Annotated in this window: 19 protein-coding genes and 1 pseudogene; 11 read left to right on the forward strand and 9 right to left on the reverse strand. The window is 45.2% G+C overall.

What is annotated here, in order from left to right:
* Nucleotide 1: 1 nt before the first annotated feature.
* The 5 genes from ccoS (at nt 2) to ttcA (ending at nt 3,822) form a co-directional block, all read left to right on the forward strand.
* Nucleotides 2–166 carry a cbb3-type cytochrome oxidase assembly protein CcoS gene (ccoS, locus tag VIC_RS20870; protein WP_006962265.1) on the forward strand — a complete coding sequence of 55 codons (165 nt, stop codon included), beginning with the start codon at nt 2–4 and terminating at the stop codon, nt 164–166.
* Complete coding sequence (locus VIC_RS20875; RefSeq protein ID WP_006962266.1) at nt 163–834, forward strand: sulfite exporter TauE/SafE family protein; 672 nt, start codon at nt 163–165, stop codon at nt 832–834. The genes ccoS and VIC_RS20875 overlap by 4 nt, the downstream gene beginning before the upstream one ends.
* Before the next feature lie 91 nt (nt 835–925).
* Complete coding sequence (locus VIC_RS20880; protein ID WP_006962268.1) at nt 926–1,675, forward strand: FNR family transcription factor; 750 nt, start codon at nt 926–928, stop codon at nt 1,673–1,675.
* Between the two features lie 129 nt (nt 1,676–1,804).
* Entirely contained in the window at nt 1,805–2,752 is a 948-nt protein-coding gene (gene uspE / locus VIC_RS20885; protein ID WP_006962270.1) for a universal stress protein UspE, read from the forward strand.
* Between the two features lie 137 nt (nt 2,753–2,889).
* Complete coding sequence (gene ttcA, locus VIC_RS20890; RefSeq protein WP_006962272.1) at nt 2,890–3,822, forward strand: tRNA 2-thiocytidine(32) synthetase TtcA; 933 nt, start codon at nt 2,890–2,892, stop codon at nt 3,820–3,822.
* Nucleotides 3,823–3,885: 63 nt separating this feature from the next.
* Here the strand turns inward: ttcA and VIC_RS20895 are convergent, their stop codons facing one another.
* From VIC_RS20895 to VIC_RS20905, 3 genes are read right to left on the reverse strand one after another with little or no spacing between them, the layout of a single operon-like run.
* On the reverse strand, nt 3,886–4,545 hold the full coding sequence (locus VIC_RS20895) for a DUF2987 domain-containing protein (RefSeq protein ID WP_006962274.1): 660 nt from the start codon (nt 4,543–4,545) through the stop codon (nt 3,886–3,888).
* 12 nt (nt 4,546–4,557) lie between these two features.
* On the reverse strand, nt 4,558–5,403 hold the full coding sequence (locus VIC_RS20900) for a glucosaminidase domain-containing protein (RefSeq protein ID WP_039952422.1): 846 nt from the start codon (nt 5,401–5,403) through the stop codon (nt 4,558–4,560).
* Nucleotides 5,396–6,199: a DUF2189 domain-containing protein gene (locus VIC_RS20905; RefSeq protein ID WP_006962279.1), complete on the reverse strand. Its 804-nt coding sequence runs from the start codon at nt 6,197–6,199 to the stop codon at nt 5,396–5,398. The genes VIC_RS20900 and VIC_RS20905 overlap by 8 nt, the downstream gene beginning before the upstream one ends.
* 366 nt (nt 6,200–6,565) lie before the next feature.
* Between VIC_RS20905 and potA the strand changes: the two genes are divergently transcribed.
* From potA to VIC_RS20935, 6 genes are all read left to right on the forward strand, one after another.
* Entirely contained in the window at nt 6,566–7,699 is a 1,134-nt protein-coding gene (gene potA / locus VIC_RS20910; RefSeq protein ID WP_080555960.1) for a spermidine/putrescine ABC transporter ATP-binding protein PotA, read from the forward strand.
* Nucleotides 7,680–8,540: a spermidine/putrescine ABC transporter permease PotB gene (gene potB / locus VIC_RS20915; protein ID WP_006962283.1), complete on the forward strand. Its 861-nt coding sequence runs from the start codon at nt 7,680–7,682 to the stop codon at nt 8,538–8,540. Before potA ends, potB begins: the two co-directional genes overlap by 20 nt.
* Nucleotides 8,540–9,310 (forward strand): spermidine/putrescine ABC transporter permease PotC, encoded by a 771-nt coding sequence (gene potC, locus VIC_RS20920; protein WP_006962284.1) that lies wholly within the window; start codon nt 8,540–8,542, stop codon nt 9,308–9,310. Before potB ends, potC begins: the two co-directional genes overlap by 1 nt.
* 122 nt (nt 9,311–9,432) lie before the next feature.
* A complete protein-coding gene (locus VIC_RS20925; protein WP_006962286.1) occupies nt 9,433–10,467 on the forward strand; it encodes an extracellular solute-binding protein in 1,035 nt (344 codons plus the stop codon).
* A gap of 173 nt (nt 10,468–10,640) precedes the next feature.
* The gene (locus VIC_RS20930; RefSeq protein WP_006962287.1) at nt 10,641–11,678 is read left to right on the forward strand and encodes an extracellular solute-binding protein; all 1,038 of its coding nucleotides are present in this window, start codon (nt 10,641–10,643) and stop codon (nt 11,676–11,678) included.
* A gap of 81 nt (nt 11,679–11,759) precedes the next feature.
* The gene (locus tag VIC_RS20935) at nt 11,760–12,554 is read left to right on the forward strand and encodes a GGDEF domain-containing protein (protein ID WP_019274975.1); all 795 of its coding nucleotides are present in this window, start codon (nt 11,760–11,762) and stop codon (nt 12,552–12,554) included.
* Between the two features lies 1 nt (nt 12,555).
* Here the strand turns inward: VIC_RS20935 and cobB are convergent.
* The 6 genes and pseudogenes from cobB to VIC_RS20965 all read right to left on the reverse strand — a co-directional run.
* A pseudogene (gene cobB / locus VIC_RS20940) lies at nt 12,556–13,299 on the reverse strand (Sir2 family NAD+-dependent deacetylase); the annotation flags it as partial.
* 156 nt (nt 13,300–13,455) lie between these two features.
* Nucleotides 13,456–14,676, reverse strand: a complete 1,221-nt coding sequence (locus VIC_RS20945) for an ammonium transporter (protein ID WP_006962290.1) — start codon at nt 14,674–14,676, stop codon at nt 13,456–13,458.
* 292 nt (nt 14,677–14,968) lie between these two features.
* Nucleotides 14,969–15,385 (reverse strand): hypothetical protein, encoded by a 417-nt coding sequence (locus tag VIC_RS20950; RefSeq protein ID WP_006962291.1) that lies wholly within the window; start codon nt 15,383–15,385, stop codon nt 14,969–14,971.
* On the reverse strand, nt 15,369–16,358 hold the full coding sequence (locus VIC_RS20955) for a formate dehydrogenase subunit gamma (RefSeq protein WP_413788338.1): 990 nt from the start codon (nt 16,356–16,358) through the stop codon (nt 15,369–15,371). Before VIC_RS20955 ends, VIC_RS20950 begins: the two co-directional genes overlap by 17 nt.
* 71 nt (nt 16,359–16,429) lie before the next feature.
* On the reverse strand, nt 16,430–17,038 hold the full coding sequence (fdh3B, locus tag VIC_RS20960) for a formate dehydrogenase FDH3 subunit beta (protein ID WP_006962293.1): 609 nt from the start codon (nt 17,036–17,038) through the stop codon (nt 16,430–16,432).
* 11 nt (nt 17,039–17,049) lie between these two features.
* Complete coding sequence (locus tag VIC_RS20965; RefSeq protein WP_006962294.1) at nt 17,050–19,905, reverse strand: formate dehydrogenase subunit alpha; 2,856 nt, start codon at nt 19,903–19,905, stop codon at nt 17,050–17,052.
* Nucleotides 19,906–19,912: the final 7 nt, after the last annotated feature.

The following is a 19,912-nucleotide window of genomic DNA, read 5'->3' on the forward strand; positions in this document are numbered from 1 at the left end:
GATGGAAAGCCTTTATATTCTTATCCCAATTGCTATCGTTTTGGTTTGTGTCGCCATTGCAATCTTCCTCTGGGCGGTAAAAAGCGATCAGTTTGAGGATTTGGAGCGACAGGGTCACAATATTTTGTTCGACGAAGACGAGAAAAACGAGAGCAAGACCAAATGACGCCAGACTGGTTAGGTGCCTTGCTAATCGGTGTCATCGGCGCAGGTCACTGTATGGGGATGTGTGGAGGTATTGCCTCCATGCTTACTATGGGTCAAACCAATAGCTCGAAGCTAGTCCCTGTCTTCTACAACCTCGGTAGACTAATAAGCTATGCCATCATAGGTGCTATTGTTGGTGGCGCCATCTCTTCCATCGCTGAAGTCAGTACAATGAACAATGCGCTAACATGGCTAAGGTTAGCTGCCGCTGTGTTTATGATTCTATTGGCTTTTTATATTGGGCGATGGTGGCAAGGGCTACTTTATGTTGAGAAGATAGGCCAGAAGCTGTGGAAGTTCATCTCGCCAGCAGGTAAATCCTTACTGCCATTAAAATCCCCGCTCCATGCACTTCCTTTTGGCTTTATCTGGGGTTGGTTACCATGTGGGTTAGTGTACTCCACATTAACTTGGTCTGCGGTATCGGGGAGCGCGTTGAATGGCGCTCTAATCATGTTAGCGTTTGGCGCTGGTACTCTACCTGCTATGCTGCTCATGGGTTTTGGCGCAACCTATTTACACAAGTTGCAACAATCGTCGATATTTCGTAACTTCGGGGCGTTATTGATCTTATCTTACGGGATCTACACGGCTTACGGTGCGGTAACTATATTATCACTAACATGATATACCCCTGTTTTTCTGCGGCTTTTTTAGCTACCCTTTAGTATTAATGAGTGCTAAAATATTGATGTATATCAAATCGTGAAAGGTTGTTATGATTTCTGAAAAGCCTGCAACAAAACGCATCCAATCCGGCGGATGTGCTATTCACTGTCAAGACTGTAGTATCAGCCAACTGTGTATTCCATTTACACTGAATGAGTCTGAGCTTGACCAATTAGATCAGATTATTGAACGCAAAAAGCCAATCCAAAAAGGACAAGAGCTTTTTAAAGCGGGCGATGATCTTAAGTCTTTATACGCGATTCGTTCTGGCACAATCAAAAGCTACACCATCACAGAACAAGGTGACGAGCAAATTACCGCTTTCCACTTAGCTGGCGATTTGGTTGGTTTTGACGCCATTACTGGCGACCTACACCCAAGTTTCGCGCAAGCACTTGAAACTTCGATGGTATGCGAAATTCCATACGAAATCTTAGATGACCTTTCAGGTAAAATGCCTAAACTTCGTCAGCAAATCATGCGTTTGATGAGTAACGAAATCAAAGGCGACCAAGAAATGATCCTGCTTCTATCTAAGAAGAATGCAGAAGAGCGCTTGGCGGCATTCCTATACAACCTGTCAACTCGATTCTCTCAACGCGGCTTCAGCCCTCGTGAGTTCCGTTTAACCATGACGCGTGGTGACATTGGTAACTACCTAGGTCTAACAGTTGAAACCATTTCTCGTTTGTTAGGTCGTTTCCAGAAATCAGAAATCCTCAGCGTTAAGGGCAAGTACATCACGATTCTTGATCATGATACCCTCATGGAACTGGCTGGCGTTTCGACAGAATCTTAATAACTTCAATGACGTAGCTCAAAACTGAGCTACGTCATACTTTTTTCACCTTCCTCACTGTTTTTCTAAAAATCTTCATCTAGCTAGGCTACATTAATCATATAACTCTCCCACTCCCAAGGAGTTACTATGAGTATCTATAACAAAATACTAGTTGTTGCTGACATCAATAAAGATGAACAACCCGCTTTAGCCCGTGCCATGCAGCTTGCTGCGAAAAGTCGTTCTCGTAGTCACGTGACTTTCTTCCTATCCATCTACGACTTTTCTTATGACATGACGTCAATGCTCTCTATCGATGAGCGTGACGCAATGCGCCGTGGTGTCATTGGCCAACGTGAGCAATGGATGCAAAACGTCGCTAAACCCTACATTAACGAAGACATTGATTTTGAAGTAAAAGTCGTGTGGCACAATCGCCCTTATGAAGCCATCGTCGCTGAGACATTCGCGGGTAGCCATGACATCGTGATTAAAGGCACGCGTAAGCACGATGTTCTAGAGTCAGTGATTTTCACGCCAACGGACTGGCACTTGCTACGTAAATGCCCTTGCCCGGTGTTATTGGTGAAAAATGCCGATTGGCCTGAAGATGCCAGCATTCTCGCCTCTGTCCATGTTGGCTCTGAAAATGACACCCACTTAGGCTTAAACGACAGTATGGTCGAACAGCTTAAAAGCCTCACCGAACGCTTAGGAGCCCAACCTTACCTGGTTAACGCCTACCCTGTGACTCCTGCTAACATTACAATCGAACTGCCTGAGTTCGATCCGACAACCTATAGCGATGCAGTACGCGGCCACCACCTAACCGCAATGAAAGCACTGCGCCAAAAGCATGGTTACGACGAGCAACAAACCATTGTAGAGCAAGGCCTTCCTGAAGACGTCATTCCAGAATCCGCTGAAAAGCTTAATGCAGCAATGGTTATCGTCGGCACAACAGGCCGTACAGGTTTGTCTGCTGTGTTTATCGGTAATACCGCGGAGCACGTCATTGATAAGATCAACTGTGACGTTCTGGCTCTGAAACCTAAAGGGTATATCAGCCCATTAGACCCTAAAACAGCGGTATAACTTAGGACTTCGAATCCCCTCAAGGCAACTTGAGGGGATTTTTTATAGTCTTCTATTATTAGAACTGGCATCTGACTCATTTATCCGTATTATACGCACTTCATTTTGGTTTCATGATTGATTAAGACTGCAAGCGAATGACTGAGCAAACTCAAGAGCTAACAAAAGCTCAACAATACAACTTCAACAAGTTACAAAAGCGTATTCGTCGTAATACAGGCCAAGCGATTCAAGACTTCAACATGATTGAAGAAGGCGATCGCATCATGGTGTGCCTGTCTGGCGGTAAAGATAGCTTTACTATGCTTGATATTCTGATGAGTTTGCAGAAAAGCGCGCCAATTAATTTCTCGCTAATTGCAGTTAATCTAGACCAAAAACAGCCGGGGTTTCCGGGCCATATTCTTCCTGAATACCTAGAATCTTTAGGTGTTGAATACAAAATCGTAGAGGAAGATACTTACTCGATTGTTCAGGATAAGATCCCTGAAGGTAAGACGACTTGTTCTCTATGTTCTCGCCTACGTCGCGGCATTCTATACCGTACCGCGAACGAACTTGGTGCAACTAAGATTGCTCTAGGTCACCACCGTGACGATATTTTGGAAACACTGTTCCTAAACATGTTCCACGGCGGAAAGATGAAAGGCATGCCGCCTAAGCTGGTATCAGATAACGGTGAGCATGTGGTGATTCGCCCACTAGCTTACTGTCGTGAGAAGGACATCATTAAATTCTCTGACATGCGAGGTTACCCTATCATTCCATGTAACCTTTGTGGTTCTCAGCCAAACCTGCAGCGTCAGAATATCAAACAAATGCTAAACGACTGGGATAAGCGCTTCCCAGGCCGAATTGAAAGTATGTTCCGTGCAATGCAAAACGTTGTTCCAAGTCACTTAGCGGACCATGAGCTTTTCGATTTTAAATCGATCGACAAAGACTCAGGTGTTATTAACGGTGGCGATATCGGTTTCGACAAAGAAGAAATGCCAAAGCAGCCTATTGTTGATGAAGATATGGTTCAGGAATTTGATCCTAGCTTACAACTTGATGTCACCAACATCTAAACGCATTTAGAATTAAAAAAAAGGGTCGCAACAGCGACCCTTTTTGCATAAACACCCAGCGGATTAGTTAGCTTTAGGCAGGTAAGGCAGGACACGAGCTGTTTCTTGAGGCAGTGTCATCTTGCCGCCTTCACCGATATCTGATAGTGCGACCTGCACTTTTCCATCAACGATGTCTTTGCTCGAACCGTTAGAGAATTCTACTTTTGAATTCAATTTGTTAGCAAACTCAAGCGTCACCCCTTCTACATCTGGAGTAAACCAGCTTGCAAACATGCCCCCCAAATCTTCAAGCATGGCCTGCATCTGCGGCATCAGCTTTTCTACATCAGCGTACGCGATCTCACCGTTAAAGGGTTCTTTCGTCATCACAACCATAGAGAAGTCACATCGCTGATCCATTGGCGTTTGAACAAAAACAAGTGGGTTAGCTGATTTAAGGTTGTTGTCCAGTGGAACAATCAACTCATGGTATGGCGAAGATTTCAGCTCTTCATAGTGTTCTTCTTTTTCCATCCATGCTTTCTCAATAACACAGTTTTGCTTTGTATCGGCATTAAGGAAGAAGAAACCGACTTTTACATCTTCATGCCCTTCTTTCACATTCTGCTTCATATGAGTGAAGAGCTTTGAATAGGTAAACATGTATTCTTGCGCAGAGACAGGTAACGCCGCAGCAGAAGTCACCGCGGCAGTTAAAAGGGCTAACGATAATTTTTTCATTGAATGTAATACTTATTTTTTAGTAAGGGTGTCTTCCCAGAACGCCTGATTGTGCCTGATCATCGCTTGTAAGTCCTTGACGTATGCCTCACCTCGCTCAGAGTATTTCAGCAAGCCATTAGTCAAAGCAATAGCGGCATCAGTGTCTGTCAGGCTTTCACCTCTTAGATGGCGTTGGTAGCGAATTTCACGCAATTCTTCGTAAGCACGATTACGGTTAACGTTCATAAAGTAGCCCTGTATGGACTGCTGTACAGAACTGAATTTTGCGACTTCATGTGTCATACCCTCTCCCCGCTGTAACGGAATGAGACCACAACCCGAGCTATAGCACCATTGGCCGAAATAATTGTTGGCTTGGGTGGCAAATCGCGATGTCCCCCAAGCAGACTCATTCGCACCCTGCACTAGTACTAACGCTTCTGGAATAACATCTACACGATGAAACATTTGATCAAGCCATTGCTGGCTAATTCCCTTGGAGCCCAGCAGCTCCACGTTATAAAGTTTTCCTAATCGCTTTGCGTAACTCGTGTCATCATTGGAAAGCTGATCAGATTTGAAGTTAGCTTGTATTTTATCTAATCGACTTCTCTCATTAAGAATGCGTTGATTTTCCAAAGCAATGCCCGGGCGCAGATAGTCGAAAAACGTTTGTTTCTTTTCCGTCACATTGGTGATAGCTGAAAAGTCAGGCGCTTGACCTACAGAATGACCATCAAACGATATAGATTGCTCTGTCGTTTGGGCCTGCTTTCTACGCTCGCGTTCCTGAGCTTCATTTTTCTCATAGCTATAAAAACTACAGCTGGCGATTAGGCCAGCTGCAGCGATAGCAATGAATTCACTTTTACGCATTGAACACTTGTGAATCGTCGTCATTGTCATCCTCATCTTTCGGTCTGTCCGTTGCGACAACCTTGAGTTTGATACCGAACATATTGCGATAGATGATGCCCTTCACGTGGAAGAAGAACGGTAAAACAAAGATTAACCCCAGACCATAGAACATGGCTCCTGCCACGAACATTAACATAACCAATGAATAGATCCCTGCCAAAACAAAAATCTTTTTATTCACCGCACGTAAAGACAGTAATAAAGATTGCATTGGTGGGATCTGCTTCTCACAAATGAGAAGGATGGAGTTGCTGAATGCAAGAGACAAATACATAGACAGAAACGGCAGGAGCATGCCTGCAATTCCTTGAAGCAATAAGCTAAACAAGGTCGCCAAAATAACAGGAACCGTATATTGAAGCCCTTTGCCAATATGGCGAGGCTTTGTTGATAAGCCAGCGGCATGGCTCATTGCCATTAAGCTAATACCTGCATAGATAGGTGCGCTCACTACTTCATAACTGAAGTTTGCGACAAATATTGCCTGGATGATTCTTGGATCAATACCTTCAGGGTTTGTCACAGCATCAAGAATGATTGAAGGGTCACCAAGTTGCAGTTTTAATGCAACATAGAAAATCGCGAGTTGGACGATAAGCAGAATGATAATAGCGGGAGAAAACGACAAGAAGTTTTTGATCGTATGACCCCACGCTTCTCTGAAAACTTCACCTGCTTTTATTTCGTAGTTACCGGAAAGAGCACGTTCGACACTTCCACCTAAATTGAAATCTTTTTCAATGTCATTATTCATTATTGAATCCGGTGCTTAATGAATCTTTCACTAAGCTAACTTGTTGATTAAGAGTTATGTTGCGATATCCCGACATTATACTGAATCCTTTCCAAGTCCAAAATCGATTCACGCTCATCCGCTTGCTTTATTGCCTACATGGTTGATAATTGACCATTAAATGCGTAAGTAAAGCCAAAAGTTGCCTTAGATTTTCTATGTTTCAGGCATTAAATTTGTCTAAAAACAGTATGGTAAGGAATGTTTACTTTTACCTGCAAAATTTTTTGTGTTTCAAGGTAAGAAAATGCTTTGATTTCACACTTTTGGTGATTATGATGCGCGCCTCGAAATTGTGTAATTACAGGTCATTTTCTGTTGGCCGGAGTGGGAGAAAAACAGACGTTGAACGCTAAACCAAAAGCAGGACAACCAGTTATCCGTTTAACTGGCATTAGCAAAAGTTTCGATGGTAAAGAAATTATCGGAAATCTTAACCTCGATGTGAACCACGGTGAATTCCTAACGATTTTAGGCCCATCCGGTTGTGGTAAAACTACGGTATTGAGGATGATTGCTGGTTTTGAGGCCGCTGATAATGGCGACATCATTCTTGATAACCAGAATGTTACTCAAGTCCCTGCTGAACAAAGGCACGTCAACACTGTATTTCAAAGTTACGCCCTGTTTCCACACATGACCGTGTTTGAAAACGTTGCTTTTGGCTTGCGTATGCAAAAAGTGCCGGCAGCTGACATCGAACCGCGTGTTATGGAAGCATTGAAAATGGTTCGTCTTGAGAAAATGGCTCAGCGCAAACCACACCAGCTTTCAGGTGGTCAACAGCAGCGTATCGCCATCGCACGCGCTGTCGTCAATAAACCTAAGGTGTTACTGCTTGATGAGTCTCTGTCTGCACTGGATTACAAACTCCGTAAACAGATGCAAATTGAGCTTAAACAGCTTCAGCGCCAGCTTGGCATCACCTTTATCTTCGTGACACACGATCAGGAAGAAGCTTTGTCCATGTCAGATCGCATTATAGTTATGCGTGATGGCGTTATTGAACAAGATGGCTCTCCACGAGAGATTTACGAAGAACCTAAGAACTTGTTCGTTGCTCGCTTCATTGGTGAAATTAACGTATTCGATGCAACCATGATTAAACGCATGGATGACAAACGAATTCGCGCTGAAATCGAAGGTGTAGAATCGATCGTTTACTACGATAAAGAAGCACTAACCGGTGACAAGCTACAAGTTCTGCTCCGCCCAGAAGATCTTCGCCTAGAAGAAATCAAAGAGTCCGAGCAAAAAGGGATTGTTGGCCACGTAACAGAACGTACTTATAAAGGTATGACTCTAGATTCTGTGATTGAATTGGAATCAGGCATGCGCGTCATGGTCAGCGAGTTCTTTAACGAAGATGATCCTGATGTGGACCATTCATTGGGACAGAAAGTGGCGATTACTTGGGTTGAAAGCTGGGAGGTCGTTCTCAATGATAAGCAAGAAGCTTAATCTGCAGAACGCCATCATCACACTGGTCGTCGGTTGGCTAGCGCTGTTTGTGCTTGTACCCAACCTAATGATTATTGGTACCAGTTTTCTGACTCGTGATGAAGCGAATCTAATTGAACTCACTTTCACGTTCGACAACTACATTCGTCTGATGGATCCGCTGTATGCGAAGGTGCTTTGGCACTCTTTCTATATGGCAATCATTGCAACTCTATTGTGTTTGGTGATTGGTTATCCTTTTGCTTATATCGTTGCGAAGATGCCTGAGAAATGGCGACCTATCATGCTGTTTTTGGTCATAGTGCCTTTTTGGACCAACTCACTCATCCGAACGTATGGTCTTAAGATTGTGCTTGGGACGCAAGGTGTGTTGAACAAATCACTCATGGCAATGGAAATCATCGATAAGCCTATTCGTTTGATGTACACAGAGACGGCGGTGATGATCGGCCTAGTCTATATCCTATTGCCATTTATGATTTTGCCGCTCTACTCTGCTATTGAGAAGCTCGATAATACATACATTGAAGCAGCGAAGGATCTTGGAGCAAACAAGTTTCAGACAATCACTAAAGTCATTCTGCCGCTCACCATGCCAGGTATCATCGGCGGATGTTTATTAGTGCTTCTTCCTGCGTTAGGCATGTTCTACATTGCTGATCTACTCGGCGGGGCGAAAAACCTGCTTATTGGTAACGTGATTAAAAGTCAGGTTCTCAATGCCAGAGACTGGCCGTTTGGAGCGGCGACAAGTATCGCGCTCACTATTGCCATGGCGATCATGCTTTATGCCTACTATCGAGCAGGCAAGTTATTGAACAAGAAAGTGGAGCTAGACTGATGGGACGTACAGTTAGATTTAGCTTTATGGCGTTGGTGTATGCGTTCTTGTACCTGCCAATCATCGTATTGATCGTTAACTCGTTTAACGCCAATAAATTCGGCATGAAATGGGGAGGCTTTACCACTAAATGGTACGAAACATTAGTTAACAATGACAGCTTGATGCAAGCCGCTTGGCACTCACTGAATGTCGCTATTTTTTCTGCGACAGCAGCGACTGTGATCGGCAGCCTAACGGCCGTTGCCCTGTTCCGCTATACGTTTAAAGGAAAAGGTGCAGTCAATGGCATGTTATTCGTTGTTATGATGTCACCAGACATTGTTATGGCTATCTCTCTGCTCGCGCTGTTCTTGGTATTAGGTGCACAACTGGGTTTTTTCACCTTGTTGATTGCACACATCACCTTCTGTTTACCGTTTGTTGTGGTTACGGTTTACAGCCGCTTAAATGGCTTTGATGTGAAAATGCTTGAAGCCGCTAAAGACCTTGGTGCTAGCGAATGGGTGATTCTCAAACAAATCATTCTGCCACTGGCGAAACCTGCAGTGGCCGCAGGTTGGTTGCTAAGTTTTACGCTTTCTCTGGACGATGTCATCATCAGCTCGTTCGTGACCGGGCCAACCTATGAGATATTGCCACTCAAGATCTACTCAATGGTTAAAGTGGGAATCTCTCCTGAGGTGAATGCGCTGGCCACTGTCATGCTGATTGTTTCACTGATCTTAGTCGTGATTTCTCAGTTACTGGCGAGAGAAAAAGTTAAATAGATTTGAATCTTTTTTCATGAAACAGAATGGCTTGATGCCATTCTGTTTTTCTATCGACCGCCGTTTATGCTTACGCGATTACTCAATAGCATTCGGCAACGTTTGGTTTGGAGCTAACGTCAATGAAAAAATGGGCTACTTTTTTAGCTGGTAGTGCATACGCGCTTTCACTGTTCTCAAGTTCAGTGCTCGCCGATGAAAACAAAGAATTGGTATTTATGAACTGGGGGCCATACATCAGTAGCAGCCTTCTGGAGCAATTTACCAAGGAGACAGGTATTAAGGTTATTTACTCGACTTATGAGTCAAATGAAACCTTGTATGCCAAGCTAAAGACACACAATCAAGGGTACGATTTGGTTGTACCCTCGACATATTTCGTCGCCAAAATGCGCGATGAAGGTATGTTGCAAAAAATCGATAAATCTAAACTAAGCAACTTCAATAATCTGGATAAAAACTATCTAGATAAACCTTATGACCCTAACAATGACTACTCTATCCCCCACGTAGTTGCGATTACCGGTCTAGCGGTTAACGCCGATATGTATGACCCTAATGACTTTCAGAGCTGGGCAGATTTGTGGAATCCGGAGCTTGAAGGTCAGGTCATGCTGATGGATGACACACGTGAAGTGTTCCATATTGCGCTACGAAAATTAGGTTATTCGGGCAATTCAACTGATGCGAAACAAATCGACGAAGCTTACGCTGAGCTGCAAAAGTTAATGCCTAACGTTCTAGTGTTTAACTCTGATAATCCGGGTGCGCCTTATATGTCAGGTGAAGTTGGCGTAGGCATGCTTTGGAATGGCAGTGCAGCGGCGGCTCAAAGTGAAGGTATGAACCTTAAACTGGTATTCCCTAAAGAGGGAGGAATTGGTTGGGTGGATAACTTTGCGATTTCATCCGGTGCAGCAAACGTAGACGCAGCGCATAAGATGATCGACTTCCTTCTAAGGCCTGAAATAGCGGAGCAAATCTCTCGTGACACTGGCTACCTAACCGCCGTTGAAGCGTCGAACGCGAAGTTTAAAGATGTTGCCCCGCTCTTCCCTTCTCAAGAAGATCTAGATCGTGTTGAATGGCAAGATGCGGTTGGTGATCTGACGATGAAATATGAAGATTACTTCATGAAGCTCAAAGCAGGTCAATAAGCATTCATTTTCTTCGAAATAGGCAGCATTAGCTGCCTATTTTCGTTATTGGCTGATATAATTCTTTTCTGTATGGTTTGTCGTTACGATAAACATCTTTACTCACGGCTTTATCTCCAAACATCGTCAGGGCTGACGGTTTACTGATTCAGCAAAAACAAAACGGAAAAAGAATGAAAAGTAAATTCTATGCAAGTGCACTTTGCGCAGCGTCTCTGATCGCTTCACCTGCAATGGCTGCTGATCAAGAACTCTACTTCTACAACTGGTCTGAATACATTCCAAATGAAGTTCTTGAAGACTTTACGAAAGAAACTGGAATCAAGGTTATTTACTCTACCTACGAGTCAAATGAAAGCATGTATGCCAAGCTTAAGACTCAAGGATCGGGTTACGATTTAGTAGTACCGTCTACTTATTTCGTTTCTAAGATGCGTAAAGAAGGTATGCTGCAAGAAATCGACAAGAAAAAACTGTCGCACTTCGCTGATCTTGATACAAACTTCCTGAACAAGCCTTTCGACCCGAACAACAATTATTCTATCCCTTATATCTGGGGTGCGACAGGCATTGGTATTAACTCTGACATGCTGGACAAGTCTTCTGTCACCAAATGGGACGACTTCTGGGACAGCAAATGGGAAGGCCAGTTGATGCTCATGGATGACTCACGTGAAGTTTTCCATATCGCATTAACTAAACTGGGTTACTCACCAAACACAACGAACCCAGACGAGATTAAAGCAGCCTACGAAGAACTGAAGAAGCTAATGCCAAATGTACTGGTGTTCAACTCAGACTTCCCTGCAAACCCGTACTTAGCTGGTGAAGTATCTCTAGGTATGCTTTGGAACGGCTCTGCTTACATGGCTCGTCAGGAAGGCGCATCCATTGACATTATCTGGCCAGAAAAAGGCACTATCTTCTGGATGGATAGCCTAGCGATTCCTGCAGAAGCGAAGAATGTGGATGCAGCTCATAAGATGATCGATTTCCTTCTACGCCCAGAAAATGCAGCGAAAATCGCTCTAGAAATCGGCTATCCAACTCCTGTTGCAACAGCGCATAAGTTGCTACCTGAAGAATTTGCAAACGATCCAAGCATCTTCCCGCCTCAAGAAGTGATGGACAGTGGAACCTGGCAAGACGAAGTTGGTGAAGCAAGCGTGCTATACGACGAGTACTTCCAAAAGTTAAAAGTTGACAACTAAAAACGTAAACTTGTTTTCAGTTATATACTTAATAAAGCGGCTCAAGCCGCTTTATTTGTTTTCTCATGGATCGAGGACGCTATGATTGTAAGGTACAAAAGATTCCTGTCTGGCTTCTGCGTGCTGTCTGGGCTTGCGATACTGGTTACGACAATCAGTTATCAAACCAACCCTGAATCCTATAGTGACCTTCTTTTTGAGGCCAATACTCTATTCGTTCTTCTTTTCATATACTTCGTATCGCGTGAATTATACCGCAACAACACCTTCATAAAATGGGGGTTGATACTCCTAGTCGTCAATCAAGCTTATGATATCTTGACGGAAATTCCCGTTTTAGATCAATGGACAGACAATAACGAATTCACCCATACATTGATTGAAGATGGGGGAATCCAAATTGCCTATCTATTAATTGCTTTCGGTGTGACCCGGTTGTTTCGCCAAATGAGCGAGCATGCGTATACAGATGAGCTAACAGGGCTTTTTAACCGTAAGAAGCTGTTCTCGATCGCACGTAAACAGTTTGATTTAATCTACATCGACTTAGATGGCCTCAAGCAAATCAACGACACTCAAGGGCACGCCAGTGGCGATTTAGCCATCATCCGTTTCGCGCAAGCCGTCAATGCATCGGTAAGCCCTACGGATAAAGCATTTCGCATCGGCGGAGATGAGTTTGTAATTGTGGTTGGCCCGGGAGAAGGTGAAGCCTTCATCGATAGAATCAAAAAAGACTTGGTCGAAGAACAAATCCTATTCAGCTACGGCATTGAGGCCTCTACACCTGAAACCTTAAAAGAGAACCTGATAAAAACGGATAAAGCTATGTATGAAATGAAAAACTCTCAGCGCAAAGGCGCCGAGAGTGACTGAATTAAGCGTGTTTAACGTTTGGCTCTTGCAACGCTAAGATTTCTTCGACCAGCTTAGGTACCTCGATACTTGCTTTACCATAGCGTTTTTCTTCAAACTCACTCTCAACCGCACTAGGTTCAAGATTGATTTCAAGCGTATGCGCTCCGTGCATTTTTGCATCATGTACAAACCCTGCGGCTGGATATACCACCCCAGACGTACCAATCGAGATAAACAAATCGGCTTTTTCTAATGATTCGTAGATATCGCCCATTCGCAAAGGCATCTCTCCGAACCAGACAACGTGAGGTCGCATCTGAGAAGGAATTTGACAGCAGTGACAAAGGTCTCCTGTCTTAACTTCACCCTTCTCTTCAACAACCTGATTAGATTCACTGCATCGTGCTTTCAGTAGCTCTCCATGCATATGAATCACATTCACACTTCCACCGCGCTCATGAAGGTTATCAATATTTTGCGTGATGATGGTTACTGTACCCTCGAGTTCTTTCTCAAGGCGCGCCAAAGCTAAATGTGCGGCATTGGGTTCTATACCCTCTTCCTGAAGCTTTAAACGACGCTGATTGTAGAAGTCCTGCACGAGGTCTGGATTGCGATCAAAACCCTCGGGCGTAGCCACATCTTCAATGCGATGATCTTCCCATAAACCATCCTGAGCTCTAAAAGTCTGAATCCCTGACTCAGCCGAAATACCTGCCCCAGTAAGTACAACGACGTTTCGATACGGAAATTTCATACGACATTCCTTTCTCTTATGCTTTTTTGCTAGCTTAGCACTTAGAGTTAAGCATCAGAAGCGGTTGGAATTAGACCATGGTCGCACCCATTCAAGTTCTACTGTATTTATGTGAAGTGAAACAAAAAAGCGGCCCAAAGGCCGCTTTAGAATATTGTTTGTTTAGTCTTCACTGGTAGAAGAAATCTTATGGATAGCTAGATCTGCACCGTTGTACTCGTCTTCTTCTGATAAGCGTAGCCCTGATACTTTATGGATGACCCCATAGACGATTAACGCACCGACAAGAGCAACTGTGATGCCAGCTAAAGTACCAAGCACCTGTACACTGACACTCACGCCTCCCAAACCGCCTAGTGCGCTTTGGCCAAATATCCCTGCGGCAATGCCGCCCCACGCGCCACATACGCCATGTAAAGGCCAAACCCCCAGTACATCATCAATCTTGGTTTTATTTTGCAAGTACGTAAACAGGTAAACAAACAAGGCACCCGCAATACCACCTGTAATTAGAGCACCAATAGGATGCATCAGATCTGAGCCAGCACATACAGCAACCAAACCAGCAAGTGGGCCATTGTGAATGAAGCCGGGGTCATTTTTACCCGCAATCAAAGACACAACAATGCCTCCTACCATCGCCATTAGAGAGTTCATTGCAACAAGGCCGCTGATTCCATTAAGTGTTTGTGCTGACATGACGTTAAACCCAAACCAGCCCACACACAAAATCCAAGCGCCAAGCGCGAGAAATGGAATATTGGAAGGAGCAAAGTTAGTGTGCTTTCCGGCGCGAATTCGACCTTTCCTCATACCAAGGAACACTACCGCAACTAATGCGATCCAGCCCCCTACACCATGGACAACAACGGACCCTGCAAAATCGTGGAATCCGTAACCAAAGTGGTCTTCAAACCAGGATTGCAGACCAAAGTTTCCGTTCCATATCATGCCTTCAAATACAGGATATACGAGCCCAACGGTGAAAAAGGTCGCAACAAGTACCGGGTAAAAACGAGCTCTCTCTGCAATTCCCCCTGATACAATCGCTGGTATTGCGGCAGCAAACGTCAGTAAAAAGAAGAATTTGACCAATTCATAACCGTTACCTTGAGACAAAGTTTGGGCATCAGCAAAAAAGTTAGCACCATACGCAACCCAATAGCCGATAAAGAAATAAGCAATTGCAGAAATACCAAAGTCAGCGAGTATTTTAACCAGTGCGTTAACCTGATTTTTGTGTCGCACCGTTCCAACTTCAAGGAAGGCAAACCCAGCGTGCATTAAAAATACCATAATGGCGCCGAGTAGAAGGAAAAGAGTATCGGAACTCTGGGTCAAGGTTTGAACCGCTCCGTGAACCTGACTGGCAGTTACGCTCATTGTAAAGTGTCTCCATCAATTCGCTACGCACTTATCCTGTGCACTAGCACAATAAAATCACCAAAGTGGTGACATCAATTTGAAAAGCGAATGTGGAGCAACGACCGTGCCAGCAAATCAACGGGAAGTCGAGAGCACCTATCTAGTTGATAGGTATAAATTTAATAATTACAGCACGCCCATAGTAAATGATAGATTTAAAATTAATCGCACTAAGATGGTGACAGAGCACCATGCTGTAGCGCGTTAACTTGGTGCAAAAAAAGCCCTGAGATAACAGGGCTATGTACATTTAAAGGTTCGGCCCTTTATTGAATGAAAACGGCTGATTCGCCCGTAGTTTGGTCATACCTTGATACATACGTACAAACCAGACAGCAATAGCTATTGCCCCAAAGAGGATACCTACATAGGGAATGTAGTAAGCGATATCATCAATAATATGGTTCTGATACCAGTAATCATTCACGCCTTTCAAAACCCCATTAGACGTTGCGACAGTGATGATAAGAACAACGAAATAGATCAGATTGAGAAAGAAAGTACGAATCAAACCATAATAGTGTGAATCAATTACTTCTCCATCCTGACCTTTATCCAGCCTGTAACCCGCATAGACAATCGCTACAACACCTGAAATCAAGCAAGTAAGTGGCGTAAAAATACTTAGGATGTACGCTATCCAAATTCCTTTATGAGATTTGTTCATTGGTTTGCACTCCTTTTACGCTATCATGCTCCGAAGCTCCTTGGTGCTCTTTCGCCTTCATTTCCTCGTACCACAGGTCATGATGTTCTTTTGCCCAAGTTTCATCGACTTCGCCCGTCACCATGCCTTCCAGTGCGCCTTCCATTCCAAACAAACCAATGTAGATATGGAAAATAAAGCCACAAATCAGGATCAGAGCAGCAACCATATGGACGAGATTCGACATCTCCATATCACGTCGCGTTTGTCCGAAGATCGGGAAGTCCAGAACTAAGCCACTCAGCGCAACCGCGGTTCCAACTACGATAAGTAGCCAGAACAGAGCCTTTTCACCTGCATTGGAAAACTCAGCAGAAGGATGAGAGCCCTTGTGTTTACCGACCATGCCACCCAATTTCATAAACCAAACAAGGTCGACTTTCTTGAAGATCGACTTGCGCCACCATTTCACTAGTACGCAAATCAGCAGCACATAGAAGATTGGCCCAATGTAGTTGTGGTATTGCTTGGCCAACATAATGATGAAACCCCACAACTCTGATGGAATGTACGGCTTAAGGAAGTGTTTACCGTAAACCAACATCAATCCACTAAAGGCTAATGTTAAGAACGTAAACGCCATACTCCAGTGCAATGCTCGATCAAATCGAGACCAACGCTTGATTTTTTTACCTGTTCTTGGCGCACTGAGCATCAGAGGGCCAATCACGATGTACATCAGTGTCACGAACGCAATACTGCCAAAGATGGCGACTGCGCCTGCCGGAGACATCCACTTTTCTTTGAGAATGTACCAAGTCTGGCCGGGAGCACTGATCAGCATCCCATGCTCTGGGAATTGAGAAGTAGTGTAGCCCTCTTCTCCCTGACGAACCTGACGCCAGAAATCCGCGCCAGCCAATTGAGACATTTCTCGTTGTGCAACATCAGCTTTTTTTTGCTCTGCCTGAGCAGGCAATGAAAAAGCAAACATTAATGCTGCCATGATCGACAGCATTAAAAGAGATGCACGTTTAAACATTGAAAACATGACCATCTCCAACGTTAGCTTTTGGTGGCGTCGTAAGACAGGTCATTACCGTTCGTCCAGCCTGCGCCCTTCGCGCCGCGCTCAACTACACGCTGACGGAAAATGTCCGAGACTTTCTCTGCATCACCCGCTAGCAAAGCTTTCGTCGAACACAAAGATGCACACATAGGCAGCTTACCTTCAGCAATGCGGTTTGCACCGTACTTCTGACGCTCTTCCACTGACCCTGCTTCGGTTTCAGGGCCACCAGCACAGAAAGTGCATTTGTCCATTTTTCCACGCTCGCCAAACGCTTCCTGCTTAGGAAACTGAGGTGCACCAAAAGGACAGGCAAACAAACAGTAACCACAACCGATACAAAGATCTTTGTTATGAAGCACAATGCCATCTTCGGTGTGTTCAAAGCAGTCTGCCGGGCACACCGCCATACAAGGTGCATCAGTACAGTGCATGCACGCTACTGAGATTGAGTTCTCGCCCGGTTCACCATCATTTAGTGTGACCACGCGACGACGCTGAATACCCCACTCAAGCGCATCATCATTTTCGTTCTTACACGCAGTGACACAGCCGTTACATTCGATGCAGCGCTTGGTATCACATAGGAATTTCATTCTAGCCATTGGTTAACTCCTTACGCTTTACGAATGTTACAGAGGGTGACTTTGGTTTCCTGCATCTGAGTGACAGGATCATAGCCATAGGTAGTGGCAATATTGGCGGAATCACCAATGACGTAAGGGTCCGTCCCTTCTGGGTATTTATCTCGCAAATCTTCGCCCTGGAACTTGCCACCAAAGTGGAATGGGATAAATGCCATGCCCGGCTTCACTCGACGTGTCACCATTGCTTTGACGTGAATGCGGCCTTTCTCTGCACCTTCAACCCAAACCATGTCTCCGTCGCGGAAACCAAGGTCGTTGGCGTCTTTCGGGTTCACCTCAACAAACATTTCTTGTTGAAGTTCAGCAAGCCAAGGGTTTGAACGAGTTTCTTCACCGCCACCTTCATATTCAACCAAGCGGCCTGAAGTCAGGATGATCGGATACTCACCAGATTTATCCTGATCCTGAATTGATTTGTACATGGTTGGCAGTCGATAGATAGATTCACTGTCATCCCAAGTCGGATAATCCGCCACTAAATCTCGACGTGGCGTATACAACGGCTCACGGTGTAAAGGTACGCGGTCAGGGAATGTCCAGACGATGGCACGAGCTTTCGCGTTACCAAAAGGGATACATCCGTGCTTAATCGCAACCCGCTGAATGCCGCCAGACAAATCCGTCTTCCAGTTTTTGCCTTCTGCCGCGGCTTTTTCTTCAGCAGTTAGGTCATCCCACCAACCGAGAGACTTCAATAACTTATCGCTGAATTCAGGGTAGCCATCTTCAATCTCACTGCCTTTTGAGTAGCTGTCTTCCGCCAGAAGATTGTGACCTTCGTACTCAACACCGTATCTTGCGCGGAAATTACCACCTCCCTTCGCAACCGGTTTAGACGTATCGTAGAGGATGTGTGTCCCTGGGTGTTTCATTTCTGGGGTGCCCCAACACGGCCAAGGAAGCCCATAAGTATCACCATGCGCTGGGCCACCTTCTGCCTCCAACGAGGTTTTATGGAAGGTGTGCCAGTTTTGCTGATGAGACTTCAAACGCTCTGGGCTTTGCCCGGTATAACCGATAGTCCACATCCCGCGGTTGAACTCACGTGTGATATCTTCGATGACTGGCTGGTTGTTTTCGACTTTAACATTCTTAAATAGCTGCTCTGCAAAACCGAGTTTCTTGGTCAGCAGGTACATGATTTCGTGATCAGGCTTAGAGTCGAAAAGTGGTTCTACGACTTGGTCTCGCCACTGAATCGAGCGGTTTGATGCCGTCACACTGCCGTGAGTTTCGAACTGCGTAGTCGCGGGAAGAAGGTACACGCCATCGGTGCGATCGTTCATGACCGCAGCCACTGTTGGGTAAGGGTCAACAATGACCATCATCTCCAGTTTCTTCATCGCAGTGCGCATTTCAACACCACGAGTCTGAGAGTTCACCGCGTGTCCCCAGTAAAACATTGCGCGGATATTATCTTTTTGCTCGATGTTGTCTTTGTTTTCAAGAACACCATCAATCCATCGCGAAACAGGAATCCCCATATTGTTCATTGGCTTTTTGCCGCGGTATTCATTTTGATCGAAACGCTTCTGAACCCATTCGTGATCGAGCCCCCACACTTTCGACCAATGCTTCCAAGCACCATCTGACAAGCCGTAATAGCCGGGCAAAGTATGCGACAAAACACCAAGGTCGGTTGCGCCCTGAACATTGTCGTGACCACGGAAAATGTTTGCACCACCGCCGGATTTACCCATGTTGCCCAATGCGAGTTCCAACACGCAATATGCACGCGTATTGTTGTTCCCTGTCGTATGCTGAGTACCACCCATACACCAGACAACACAACCCGGTCGATTTTCAGAAAGCAGCTTCGCAGCTTGGTATACATCCGCTTCAGTCACCCCCGTCACACGCTCTACTTCTGCTGGCGTCCATTTCGCGACTTCCTGACGGATTTCATCCATACCAAAAACGCGCTGACGAATGAATTCTTTGTCTTCCCATTGATTGGCAAACACATGCCAAAGGATGCCCCAGATAAACGCCACATCTGATCCCGGACGAAGTGACACGTAATGGTCAGATTTGGCTGCAGTGCGTGTTCGGCGAGGGTCAGCGACAACGATCTTACAGTTGTTCTTTTCTTTGGCGATTAAGATATGCTGCATCGCCACAGGGTGAGCCTCTGCGGGGTTAGAACCAATGAACAGCATCGATTTGCAGTTGTGCATGTCATTGAACGAGTTGGTCATCGCTCCATAGCCCCAAGTGTTCGCTACCCCGGCAACCGTGGTCGAGTGACAAATACGAGCCTGATGGTCGACATTGTTTGTTCCCCACAATGAGGCCATTTTACGGAACATGTAAGCCTGTTCATTACTGTGTTTCGCGCTACCTAGCCAGTAGACAGAATCTGGTCCGGAGTCTTTTCGGATATCCAGAATCTTATCGCCAATTTCTTCGATAGCCTGATCCCAAGAAAGCTTCTTCCACTTACCGCCTTCCAATTTCATCGGGTATTTCAAACGGCGCTCGCCGTGGCCGTGTTCACGCAAAGCGGCACCTTTCGCACAATGCCCACCAGCGTTAAATGGGTGGTCGAATGCAGGCTCCTGCCCTGTCCAGACACCATCTTGAACTTCGGCGTAAATACCGCAACCAACAGAACAGTGAGAACAAATCGTCCGCTTAACTTCGGTTTTCGCTTGAGGGTCCACAGACTTTGCTTCTGCTTTTCTAATCATCCCTGGAGCAAACAATCCAGCGCCTACAACAGCGCCACCCGCCGCCAACGAAGAGTTTCTCATGAATGCACGACGCGATACGCCAAGCGGGTTCCGTTCTTTGCTCACGCTGTCTGAGCGTTTAACTAATTTCATTGCTCTG

The organism is Vibrio coralliilyticus ATCC BAA-450, from assembly GCF_000176135.1.
GTDB lineage: Bacteria > Pseudomonadota > Gammaproteobacteria > Enterobacterales > Vibrionaceae > Vibrio > Vibrio coralliilyticus.